Annotated in this window: 11 protein-coding genes; 10 read left to right on the top strand and 1 reads right to left on the bottom strand. The window is 41.3% G+C overall.

Annotated features, from left to right (window positions below):
• Positions 1-71: 71 nt before the first annotated feature.
• The 4 genes from FHS24_RS04610 (at position 72) to FHS24_RS04595 (ending at position 4529) form a co-directional block, all read left to right on the top strand.
• Entirely contained in the window at positions 72-767 is a 696-nt protein-coding gene (locus FHS24_RS04610) for an L-threonylcarbamoyladenylate synthase (protein ID WP_183619254.1), read from the top strand.
• Positions 768-995: 228 nt separating this feature from the next.
• Positions 996-1961, top strand: a complete 966-nt coding sequence (locus tag FHS24_RS04605; protein ID WP_183619247.1) for an epimerase — start codon at positions 996-998, stop codon at positions 1959-1961.
• A gap of 242 nt (positions 1962-2203) precedes the next feature.
• Positions 2204-3277, top strand: a complete 1074-nt coding sequence (locus tag FHS24_RS04600; protein WP_183619245.1) for a metallophosphoesterase — start codon at positions 2204-2206, stop codon at positions 3275-3277.
• A 115-nt stretch (positions 3278-3392) separates the two neighbouring features.
• The gene (locus FHS24_RS04595) at positions 3393-4529 is read left to right on the top strand and encodes a metallophosphoesterase (protein ID WP_183619243.1); all 1137 of its coding nucleotides are present in this window, start codon (positions 3393-3395) and stop codon (positions 4527-4529) included.
• 121 nt (positions 4530-4650) lie between these two features.
• Here FHS24_RS04595 and FHS24_RS04590 read toward each other — a convergent pair whose 3' ends face one another.
• Positions 4651-6120 (bottom strand): alpha/beta hydrolase, encoded by a 1470-nt coding sequence (locus tag FHS24_RS04590; RefSeq protein WP_183619241.1) that lies wholly within the window; start codon positions 6118-6120, stop codon positions 4651-4653.
• Positions 6121-6627: 507 nt separating this feature from the next.
• On the opposite strand from FHS24_RS04590, the gene grpE reads away from it, so the two are divergent.
• From grpE to FHS24_RS04560, 6 genes are all read left to right on the top strand, one after another.
• Complete coding sequence (gene grpE, locus FHS24_RS04585; protein WP_183619240.1) at positions 6628-7242, top strand: nucleotide exchange factor GrpE; 615 nt, start codon at positions 6628-6630, stop codon at positions 7240-7242.
• 253 nt (positions 7243-7495) lie between these two features.
• Complete coding sequence (gene dnaK, locus FHS24_RS04580) at positions 7496-9439, top strand: molecular chaperone DnaK (protein WP_183619239.1); 1944 nt, start codon at positions 7496-7498, stop codon at positions 9437-9439.
• A 328-nt stretch (positions 9440-9767) separates the two neighbouring features.
• Positions 9768-10310 (top strand): porin family protein, encoded by a 543-nt coding sequence (locus tag FHS24_RS04575; protein ID WP_183619232.1) that lies wholly within the window; start codon positions 9768-9770, stop codon positions 10308-10310.
• Between the two features lie 234 nt (positions 10311-10544).
• Positions 10545-11120: a porin family protein gene (locus FHS24_RS04570; protein WP_183619230.1), complete on the top strand. Its 576-nt coding sequence runs from the start codon at positions 10545-10547 to the stop codon at positions 11118-11120.
• 185 nt (positions 11121-11305) lie between these two features.
• Positions 11306-11779, top strand: coding sequence for an NfeD family protein (locus FHS24_RS04565; RefSeq protein ID WP_183619228.1), 474 nt, complete (start codon positions 11306-11308; stop codon positions 11777-11779).
• 21 nt (positions 11780-11800) lie between these two features.
• A complete protein-coding gene (locus FHS24_RS04560) occupies positions 11801-12661 on the top strand; it encodes an SPFH domain-containing protein (protein WP_183619226.1) in 861 nt (286 codons plus the stop codon).
• Positions 12662-12706: the final 45 nt, after the last annotated feature.

Below are 12706 nucleotides of genomic sequence, written 5' to 3'. Positions count from 1 at the left end.
CTAAACGTGCTACTTTGCTTATCATTAAAGTTGTATTATATCCTCTCACACTTTTTCTTTTCCCTTCAGCTATGTCTACATCCAAACCACTCATTACTGATTCTGTCGTTGAAGCTGTACGTTGGCTTCAAGACGGGCAGCTGCTTGCTTATCCAACCGAAAGCGTTTGGGGTATCGGCTGCGATCCCTTTAATCAACAAGCGGTGCAGCAGCTTTTGGCCATCAAACAGCGATCGATAGAGAAGGGCATGATAGTGGTCACCGATAGCGCCAGTCGACTTACAGCATTGTTAGATTATCTAAGTGATGAGCAACGCCAGTTAGTGTTAGAAAGCTGGCATAACGACTCTAATTCTGATGCTGGCACTAAGCAGGCACATACTTGGTTATTGCCTTTAGCGCCAAACCTGACTGTTCATATTCCCGCATGGATAACCGGCGTTCATAATAGCGTGGCGGTGCGGGTTATCGACCATCCTTTGGTACAGCAGCTGTGTCAACAAGTGGTTTCAGTCCAGAACCCTTATGGTTTTGTCGTCTCGACCAGCTGTAACCCTTCTGGTCAGCAGCCTGCTTTATCATTAGCAGAAGCGCAGGCTTATTTTCTAAGCAATGAGAATAGTGTCAATTCTAATCAAAAAGATGATGCCAAATCCTCAGCTAATATGCATGGAAACGAACAAGTCGGGTATTTAAAAGGCGAGACGCTTGGCTATCTATTACCTAGTCAAATCAGTGATGCGCTAACGGGGCAAGTGATTCGTTAGTCCACTTTTAAGTCTGATCAATTTTTTATAATAGCCGCCAACTGCCAGTAAGTTACCTTATTCTTTTTACCTGTTTATCACTGCCTATTTTAATCTCCGATACTGCTAAATCCTATATTTATATCCAATCCTGCTCTAAGCCTTATACCTACAATTAACCTCTTGTTTTTGTAAGAGGTTTTTTGTCACACTGATAAAAAGCTGGGATAAATATAAGGACAATAACCAATGAATATTCTAATCAGTGGTGGCTCAGGATTCTTAGGTAGCGCGTTTAGTGAAGCCCTTATCAAGCGCTATCGAAGTGAGAATAAGGAAGTGCAGGTTACGTGGCTGACCCGTGATAGTAGTCAGCCACATCCTGTCGATATCAAGATGATGACTTATGATGAGCTGACGAACTTCGATAAAAGCTTTGATGTCATTTTAAATCTAGCGGGTGCAGGGATTGCAGATAAGCGTTGGAGCGATGCACGTAAAGAGCAACTGCTCGCCAGCCGTGTACAGCCTACCGAGGCGCTACTTGCTTTTATAGCGTGCATTAATACTAAACCTAAGCTGTTGGTGAGCGGTTCAGCGATCGGCTGGTATGGCGATCAAGGTGATGAGCCTTTAATTGAGAGCAGCGACTTTAACACTGATTTTTCGCATAAATTATGTGACGATTGGGAACAATTGGCATTAAAAGCCACCGATTATGGCGTTCCTGTTGCTATCGTGCGCACCGGTGTCGTTATCCATCCTGAGGGCGGTATGGTTAGTAAGTTATTAACACCCTTTAAAATGGGCGTTGGCGGTCAATTGGCTGATGGTACGCAAATCATGAGTTGGATCAGCCGTGAAGATTGGGTAAGGGCGGCTATTTTTATTATAGAGCAACACCTTACTGGTCAGCAGCAAGCTCATTTAAATAATACGGGCAATACTTTAAACACAGCAAATGATACGCCAGCCGCGGTCTACAACTTAACCGCGCCCAACCCTGTGACTAATCATACTTTTACCAAGACAATTGGCGCGTGGCTGCATCGTCCGACGTTTTTTACTTTACCAAAATTTTTATTAAAGTTAATGTTTGGTGAGATGTCGACCTTGCTCATTGACGGGCAAAAGGTATTACCACAAGCGTTACTCAATGCGGGCTTTACATTCAAACAGCCAACCCTTAAGCAAGCGTTAGAGCAGAAAGTATAAGTAGCAAATATAAAAAGTGAGTAGCGAAAAAAGTATCTCTTAAATATAAGCCGTATCAACTCACACAATGTATTGTTTCATGTGAAACAATACGCTCCTTAAAATAAGCTGGTTCTTTGATAACTGTTTATAACCTTGATCTTTTAAAACCTTTATATAGTTTCAATAAACAATCATGCTGTCTACAATAGGTAAGAATATTGGCGTACTATAAGCCCGTCTTTGTTTGATTCAATTTTACTATGTGGCTTTTTATTACTTTTACCCAGCTGCTTGCGATGATGAGTAGCGTAATACTGTACTGGTTTATCAAACCAAAACAGCGCTTGGCTACGATTGGTTTAGTCTTAAGTGCTTTTATAATTAATAATGCTTTTCTTGTCTACGGATTGAGTGAGTTTTGGCACGAGCGCTTTCATGTTTATTTGGTTGTTAGTATTTTACAAGGCTTTATGTTGTATGCAGGCTTAATGACTGCTGTCATTACCTTGGTTTATGTCTATATCCTGAAGCAAAAATACCATCCAAAGCTCATGAGAGCTGTTGCTGCTGTGATTTATGTAGGTATTGTGGGTTTAGCAGTATTTAATGCTTATTCGTCTGTCGTACATCACTTGGAAGTAACGACAGATAAGCCACTTAATAAACCAATGCAGATTGCTTTAGTATCTGACACTCATCTAGGTAGATGGTTTGGCAATCGGCAGATAGATAAGATGGTCACGCTGATTGATGCTCAAAGCCCAGACGTCGTCGTTATCGCGGGCGATATCATGAATGATTCTACTGATGCTTATGACAATACCAATATGCATGAGTATTTATCAAAATTAACAGCACCTCTCGGTGTCTATGCTACTTTAGGAAATCATGATTATTCAGGTAATCAAGTTGCTATTGCCAAAGCAGTCGAGCGGGCAGGCATTCAGGTGATTGATAATAAAAGTGTATGGTTGGATAACTCAGTATTATTGATAGGGCGTTCGGATGAAACAGATCCTGCACGCCCTGCTGCTACAGATTTACTTGGTGAAGTGAGGTCTGATAAACCGGTAATATTTTTAGAGCATAGCCCTGCCGATTTAGCACAAATAAAAGGCTTACCCATTGACTTACATCTATCAGGGCATACGCATGGCGGGCAGATATTTCCTTTAACGATATTGCTAAAATGGTTTACGCCACTGGTTTATGGTGCCAAAAATATTGAAGGTACGCAGTTTTTGGTGACTTCAGGTTATGGTATTGGTGCGGTGCCATTTAGATTGGGTACGCGTTCTGAGATATGGATGATTACCTTACAGTCTACAAAATAGGCGACAGAATAAGCAGCACAGTAATTAGAAAAAAAGCTGCCAAGAGAGTGCTGGCTTACAAGTACGGGCGCTAACTATCACTAATTAACATCATATAGCACTGCTAGGATCGGTTATGCGCTACGCATTTATTATTACCATTATTGTGCTGCTACAGCTGTTTAGTTTCGGCGCGGCACTCAGCTTAGAGTGGTGGCTACAGCCTTGGAGCAATCCTGCATTGCACACCGTTCCATGGATAATGGTTTTTGCGATTACCAACAGCCTGTTGCTGCTTACCGTCATAAAGTTATTTGCTAATAGTTATCGCTGGATAAGCGCTTGGATGTTGGTGATGCATTTTATGATGCTGACCGCATTATCTACCAGTCTATTGTATGCAGGGCTCTGGCTTTTAAGTGAGTTATCTAGTAGTGCATTGTATTATTCAGAAATCCTCGCTATTGGCTTACGAATTTTTGCGCTGCTATTTTTTATCGGGCTATTTATTCACAGTTTGTATAGTGCCTATGTGCCAGTAGTGCGAGAGCTATCTATTAAGATCAATAAACCACTTAACAATCCGCTGCGCATTGTGGTAGCTAGTGATTTACATTTGGGGCGCTTATTTGGCAATAAAGCTATTGCAAGATTGCATGTTCTTATCAATCGTCATCAAGCAGATATATTACTGATGCCGGGTGATATTATGGACGACAATACGCAAGCATTCACTGATTATAATATGGCAAAAGATTTAGCAAAACTGGTCACCAGTTTGCCGTACGGCATCTATGCGACATTAGGCAATCATGATTTATATGGTCACGAGCAGCCGATTAGTGTGGCTTTACAAGATGCTGGCGTGCAGTTGCTCAACGATGACGTGACTTGTCTATCGCATCAAGGCCAGCGTATTTGGCTGCTAGGACGTTTTGATAATCATAAACGCCAGCGTGTAGCGACAACTGAGCTGCTAGACCAAGCTAATACCACTGAGCCAGTCATTCTGTTAGATCACAGACCGAGCGATATTATGGCACATAGCCAGTTACCAATAGACTTACAGGTTTCGGGACATACCCATAATGGTCAAGTTTTTCCGGCCAATTTTATCGTTAATGCCATTAATCGTTTAGGTTATGGATATGAGCAAATCGGCACAGGCCATTTTGTAGTGTCTTCAGGTTATGGGTTTTGGGGTATACCGTTTCGTTTAGGGTCACGTTCTGAGATTTGGCTGATTACTTTGACCAGTAAAGATAACTCATAGTAGTTAGCTTAGTAGTAGAAATCATTTCTATTCATATTTTCTATTTCTCTTCCTTTTCAACTGCCCACCAAACTAAGTTTTAACCATGTTTAGCAATCATTCATAACCACTATTTAGTCAGTCATGCTGCTAATAAGTCTTGAGTGCTGATTATCTCGCGTACAAAACTAGCAAAATTATTGATGATATGATGCGTTTCCTGTCCAAGCCCTTGATGGACGCTCATAAAATGGATAAATCCATGCGGTGCGCCATAGACAGTATAGGTTTCGACCGCAACACCATAGTGCTCTAACTGCTTAGCATAAGCAAAAGCTTCGTCACGCAAGACATCTAATTCTGCCGCGACAATATAAGTAGGGCAGATTTGGCTATTGTTACCAAGCATAGGTGAGGTCAAGATATGTTGGCGTGGTAGCGGACTGTTTTCCAAACATGCGGCGTCGAATACCGCCACATCGGCATGATCTAATAATAAACCCTCGCCATATAACTCCCAGCTAGGATAATCATTTTCAACATCTGTCACAGGATACAGAGGCATTTGCGCCATTGGCGATGGCATGCGCTGCAATATCTCAAAAGTTTTTTGACCATTAATGCCCAAATCTTGCCATGCTTCTGCGGTCGGGGTGATAACTTGTTGAGCAACCATAGTTGATAACCCGCCGCCCGCACTATCACCTGCCAGTACGATACGCGAAGGCAATGCGCCAAATGCTTGGCAGTTTTCAGCCAACCATCCATAAGCAGCAATACAATCTCGTAGCGCTGTCGGTGCAGGATATTCAGGTGCTAGACGATAATCAACACTGACCACCGGCCAGCCCGTTTGCTCACAAACGGCATGACAGAATTCATGATGGGTGTCGACATCACCGATACAAAATCCACCGCCATGAAAAAATAACATCACGGTTTCATCAGGATTATATTTGGATTTCTTTTTAAAGCTAAACCCTGCTGTATTCGCTTGTTTTTGATAGCAACGAATGGTCATGTCGCCATCATCAGCATTGGCAATGGTTTTGTCTTCCCACTCTACGGTAGGGCCATCTTTTTTGGTAAAGGGTTTAATACTGCTAAATAAGGTAGAGCTTGGCTGTTGCCAGACGGTTGGCGCTTGCATCGCAACGACGTCGGCCGCAAAGCGTTTACGCAACTCGACCATGTCTACAAGGTGTAATGGCGTTTTAAGCTTGCTATTGACTGCAAGGATTAAGCGCAAATGGGCATCAACGTGTTCGTATTGCTTGGCGGTTGGTCCATCCAAATAACCGACCAAACTTTCTAATACTGACTCTGGTAAGCAACCGATGCCTTTCATAGCGTAATGCAGTAGATGCGGCTGATAGCTGGTTATTAGATTGTAATAAAGCGCCTTATCTTTAATGGATAATGGCTTATCATCAGTGCTGATTATAAACTCTGCATTTTTTATTGGTAAAGTCTGTAAGTTTTCTAGTTCATGACTGTTTAAAGAGCTATCACGTGCACTTTCAGGCTTTTCTTGAGCCAAAGCCGTCAGCTTAAGTGACCTCACTGCTTTATTAAGTAAGGTGTTTATTGATAATACTGTTGAATTAGGCATAACACCTCCTATAAATGATAGATAATATTTGCAGCCATCATATGATAAGTGGAAATAAAGTTGAGTATTCTTTGGTAATGGTTTAGGAGTGAATAGTAATTTATTTGGAATAACTGACAGTGTTTTGTTGGTTTTGTTAGCGAAATTAACCACTTATTGACAATAAGCGTAAGGGCAATGTGATTATTTTAGGGCATAGTTGGTAGGTATTATCCCGACATTAATGAGTATCGAGAAAAATTCCTCAGATTAGGCTTGAAATTTACCCTCATCACCTTTATCAAGCAGCTATCAGAAGAGGTTAAAAAAGCGATTGCTAAAAATCCGTGATTGATAAAAAAGTGAGTGATAACGGCGAGATGATTCTTAAGAGCCGATAAACCTATTAAGTAAGCGATGGAGAGAAGCACAGTTTGGCTAGCCAGTAGCTGATTTATTGCGTTTTTTAATCTATCGTTATTATGTTAACAACCCCATTAATAATTATATCCCTACTAAGGAGCTATCATGAGCGAGCAGAATAATAACCACGAATCTAATGAGCAAAATATGCCACACGACAATGTTTCACACCATAATGTCGAACACGATGACAGTATTTTAAATGAAACCTTGCAAGAGTTTGATCCGCAAAATAATTCGGGTGCAGAGAGCACGATTGCAAACGATATCGATTTAGATACGTTTAAAGCGCGTATCGCTGAGCTAGAAGGTGAAGTCAAGCAAGCTAAAGAAGGCACCGCTCGCGCCAATGCCGAAGCATACAACGCGCAAAAACGCATGGAACAAGAAGCTGATAAAAGCAAAAGATTTGCCCTGCAGAAATTCGCCAAAGAGCTATTAGAAGTAGTCGATAATTTAGAGCGTGCTATCGAAAACGCTCATGCCGATGACCCTGTCACTGAAGGGGTAAGACTAACTCATAAAGCGTTGTTAGACGTGTTGAATAAAAATGGCGTTGAAGTCGTAGAGCCTCAAGGCGAGAAATTTAACGCTGATTTACATGAAGCGGTCGGTATCGATGCCGATGCGCCAGCCGATACGGTAGGTACGGTCTTGCAAAAAGGCTATAGCTTAAACGGTCGTCTTTTGCGCCCAGCGATGGTACGCGTTGGCCAATAGCAATCAAATACAGAAGATTTAAGGTATTAGTATTTAAAAAATAAGTCTTTAATTGTACTAAACCCTATTATTAATAAGGTTTTACACAAAAAATCACACAAAAGGCAATATTTAGCTGTGGATTGACTTGAAAAAACGAAGCCTTAAACCGATATAAAGCAACAAGTGACCGACTAGATGTTGATAGTTTTCATAGTCTAGGGTCTGATGATATAGATATTTTTATTTAAAAATAAATTAGGAGCAATTAATTATGGGTAAAGTAATTGGTATTGATTTAGGTACAACTAACTCATGTGTGGCAGTGATGGAAGGTGATAAAGTTAAAATCATCGAAAATGCTGAAGGTACACGTACCACGCCATCGATTGTCGCTTATAAAGATGACGAGATCCTTGTTGGTCAGTCAGCTAAGCGTCAAGCGGTCACCAACCCAAACAATACGCTATTTGCCATTAAGCGTCTGATTGGTCGTCGTTTTGATGACAAAGTCGTGCAAAAAGACATCGGCATGGTGCCTTACAAAATCGCCAAAGCAGATAACGGTGATGCATGGGTAGAAATCAACGGTAAAAAACTAGCACCACCACAGGTTTCTGCTGAAATCTTGAAAAAAATGAAAAAAACAGCAGAAGATTATCTTGGTGAAGCGGTTACTGAAGCAGTAGTCACTGTACCTGCTTACTTTAATGACTCACAGCGTCAAGCAACCAAAGATGCGGGTAAAATTGCGGGTCTTGATGTAAAACGTATCATCAACGAACCAACTGCCGCTGCTCTTGCTTATGGTATGGATAAAAAGCAAGGCGATAGCACCGTTGCTGTTTATGACTTGGGTGGTGGTACTTTTGACGTATCAATCATTGAAATCGCTGACGTTGATGGCGAGCAGCAATTTGAAGTACTAGCAACCAACGGTGATACATTCCTTGGTGGTGAAGACTTTGACTCAGCGTTAATTGACTTTTTAGTAGCCGAGTTCAAAAAAGACCAAGACGTCAACTTAAAAGGTGATTCTCTTGCGATGCAGCGTCTAAAAGAAGCTGCAGAAAAAGCAAAAATTGAGCTATCAAGTGCCCAAAGCACTGAAGTGAACTTGCCATATATCACTGCTGATAGCAGTGGTCCTAAGCATTTGGTTGTGACTATCAGCCGTTCAAAACTTGAGAGCTTAACTGAAGAGCTAGTACAACGTACCATGGGTCCTTGTAAAACAGCTCTAGAAGATGCTGGTCTAAAAATCGGCGATATCGATGACGTTATCTTGGTAGGTGGTCAGACACGTATGCCTCTGGTACAGCAAAAAGTACAAGAGTTTTTCGGTCAAGAGCCACGTAAAGACGTGAACCCTGACGAAGCGGTTGCCGCTGGTGCTGCGATTCAAGGCGCGGTATTGTCTGGTGACAAAACTGACGTTCTATTGCTTGACGTAACACCATTGACGCTAGGTATTGAAACAATGGGTGGTGTCATGACGCCAATCATTGAGAAAAACACCATGATTCCGACTAAGAAATCACAGGTATTCTCAACGGCAGAAGACAATCAGCCAGCAGTAACGATTCAGGTTTATCAAGGTGAGCGTAAAATTGCTAACCAAAATAAACAGCTTGGTCGTTTTGACTTGACGGATATTCCACCAGCACCGCGTGGTCTACCACAAATCGAAGTTACCTTTGACATCAACGCTGACGGTATCATGAACATCTCAGCGAAAGACAAAGGTACTGGTAAAGCGCAAAGTATCCAGATTAAAGCGGATTCTGGCTTGTCGGATGAAGAAGTCGAACAAATGGTTCGTGATGCAGAAGCCAATGCAGCAGAAGACGAGAAATTTGCTAACCTAGCTCAAGTGCGTAACGAAGCAGATGGTCGTATCCATGCAGTACAAAAAGCATTGAAAGACGCTGAAGATAAAGTTACTGAAGATGAGAAATCAACAGTAGAAACGGCTATCTCTGAGCTTGAAGCGGCTGCTAAAGAAGATGACCACGATGAGATCAAAGCCAAGCTTGAAGCATTAGACAATGCATTCTTGCCAGTTAGCCAAAAAATCTATGCAGATAGCGGCGCTGGTGCAGAAGGTATGGATCCAAGCCAGTTCCAACAAGGCGCGGACAATGCAGGCGAAAGTAATCAAGCAGATGACGATGTCGTTGATGCTGAGTTTACTGAAGTAGAAGAAGATAAAAAATAATTCTACTGCTTAAGTTATTAAGTCTAGTTGTTGAATAAAAAACGCATCCTTTGGGGTGCGTTTTTTATTTTATGAAGCTAGTCAGAGCCAATGAGTAGGAAGTATTACCCAAAACCGGTGGTTGTAACAAAAGATTTCATATATCGGCCTTTGTAACTCTAGTGCTGATAAACACTTGCAAAACTTAACTTTCTTACCATTAAACACTGACAGAGTCTTTGACATAGTTTGTTACTATGTATACATCGTTAGCAAACAAGGCGATATGGCTAAAAAGCCCAAATAAATAAATAACTTGTTTGTCCAAATTGATTTTAAGGAGCTACATATGAAAACTCTACAAAAAACTCTACTTGCACTAGCCGCTGGTTCTTTAGTAAGCATGGGTGCACAAGCAGCTGTATCTTATGGTAACGGCTATACTGGCCAACCATACGTCGGCGTAAAAGTCGGTCAATTTGACTTGGATTATGCTGGTACCGATAAACCAACAGCTTATGGCATATATGGCGGTTATAACTTTGATCCTAACTTCGGTATTGAAGCTGAATACGTAGGCTCAGATGATGCTGATTATAGTAGCTTTGGCCAAAATGGTGACGTAGATGCCAAGTCTTATGGTGCTTACGGTACATACCGTTATGCTTTCCCAAACACTGGTCTATATGCTAAAGGTAAGCTAGGTGTTGCTAAAACTGAAGTGGAAGGCAAAAATACTTTGACACAAAACTTTTCGGATAGTGATACTAGCCTAGCTGGTGGTGTGGGTCTTGGATATTCAGTAAACCCTAACTTCAGCGTTGAAGCTGAGTATGACAAGTTAGGTAGTGATGTTGATCTTATGACCGTTGGTGCACAACTTAAATTCTAATTATTTGAATCTTAAGTTCTTTAATTAGTAATAGCTTAAATAGTTAGTAAAATAAAAAAACGATCACTTCGGTGGTCGTTTTTTTATGCGAAAAGAAAAAGTGCTGTAAGCGTCATTAAAAAAACAAGCATTATGGAAACCGTTCTGTTAGTATTGCGCGTCCAACAATAGTTGAATCAATTTGTATGCTTTGTAATATTCATCCAAATTGTATTTTATTTAATAGGAACGTATATGAATACTCTACAAAAAGCTTTGCTCGCATTATCAGTTGGTTCTTTGATGAGTGTAAGCGCGCAAGCGGCACTTAACTATGCAGGTCAGCCGTACGCTGGTGTAAAAATCGGTCAGTATAGCCCAGATGAAGCAGAAGATGACGCTGTATCGTATGGTGTTTATGGTGGCTATAAATTTACACCAGAGTTTGGTATTGAGGCTGAGTACCTAACTACTAGCGATACTGATGCATATGAAGATCGCTTTGAAAAATCAGAATATAGTGCTGATGTATATGGAGTATATGGTACTTACGACTATACTTTTCCAAGTACAGCACTCTATGTTAAAGGCCGTTTAGGTATAGCAAAAAACAAAATTGACGTAGACTATACTGATAAAATTCTTCCAAGCGATAGTGACAGTGCTAGCTTTTCTGATACTGGTGTAGCCGGTAGCTTAGGCATAGGTTATAACTTAAGTCCTATGGCAAGTATTGAAGCTTTATACAATATTTATCCTACGATTGATTGGGATGGTGATGAAGATATAGATGCTAATGGATTTACTTTAGGTGCACATTTCAAATTCTAGTATTAGTTTAGAGTTTTAGCTGTGATATTTTAAAAGTTAAGTCGGTTAAATAAATAAAAACGATCACTGCGGTGGTCGTTTTTTTATGCGTATAACTTTTAAGGCGTTGTTTGATAACAAAATGTGCTACATTGAAAGCTAGATTGGCCAGAATAGGGAATATGACAGTAATGGAGATGCTTTGGATGATTGAACCTTGGCACTGGCTCGTATTAGGCTTTGTGCTGCTTATCGTCGAGATGTTTGTACCGACGTTTGCCAGCCTTTGGTTTGGGGCAGCCGCTATTATCGTTGCTGCCCTCTCATGGTTACTTCCTATCCCTGTCTCTGTCCAAATTATTATTTGGTTGGTACTTTCAGCTATCTTCTTATTAGCATGGTTTAAGTTTATCAAACCCTTGTCTGTCGATCGCACCAAAGCGGGCTTGGGCGGTAGTGTGATTATCGGTGAGACCGGTATGATTATCGTCGCTCCGCAACCTGAGAGAGCAGGTACGGTGCGTTTTAGCGTACCTATCGTTGGAGCTGCCGAGTGGATGTGCCGTACCAGAGGCGAGCAAGTAGCTGTTGGTGATCGGGTGATAGTGACAGATATCGTCGGTAATGAGCTGATTGTCAGTACGATGACATCGCAAGCGGTTATTAATAAAAATAGTTAAGCAGAATAATAGGGGTGGAACATGGAAAGTTTTAGTATTGTGATGGTGGTATTGATTGCATTGGTTGTGTTTACAGTGTTTAAAGGGGTGCGCATTGTCCCGCAAGGCTATAAATGGGTGGTGCAGAGACTGGGTAAATATAGCCAAACCCTAGAGCCTGGACTCAATATTATTATTCCTTATGTCGATAATGTCGCTTATAAAGTCACAACCAAAGACATCGTGCTTGATATTCCTTCACAAGAGGTTATTACCCGAGATAACGTGGTGATTATCGCCAACGCCGTTGCTTATATTAATATTGTCCGTCCTGATAAAGCTGTTTATGGTATCGAAGATTATGAGTATGGTATTCGAAATTTGGTACAGACGTCTTTGCGCTCAATCATTGGTGAGATGGATTTAGACAGCGCCTTGTCGAGCCGTGATGAAATAAAAACCAAGCTAAAACATGCCATCTCAGAAGATATTGCCGATTGGGGTATTACCCTAAAAACTGTAGAAATCCAAGATATTAACCCTTCGCAGACCATGCAAGCGTCGATGGAAGAACAAGCGGCGGCAGAGCGTTTACGTCGTGCGACTGTGACTCGTGCTGATGGTCAAAAGCAAGCGGCTATCTTAGAGGCTGATGGTCGTTTGGAAGCTTCACGTCGTGATGCTGAAGCACAGGTGGTACTGGCAAAAGGCTCAGAAGAGTCTATTCGCCTTATTACCGCGGCGATGGGCACGGAAGAAATGCCGATTGTGTATCTATTGGGTGAGCAATATATTAAGTCGATTCGCCAGTTAGCAGAATCGGATAACGCGAAAATGGTGGTGTTACCAGCTGATATTTTAAGCACTATTAAAGGTATGGTTGGCGATAAGCTTAAAGTTTAATCAGGCATATTTTAAGCTGTTATAGAAGTAACTCTTAAAAGTAGC

The organism is Psychrobacter luti (assembly GCF_014192115.1).
GTDB lineage: Bacteria > Pseudomonadota > Gammaproteobacteria > Pseudomonadales > Moraxellaceae > Psychrobacter > Psychrobacter luti.
Note: the sequence above shows the minus strand (reverse complement) of the source record. Positions and strands in the feature narration are given on the sequence as shown.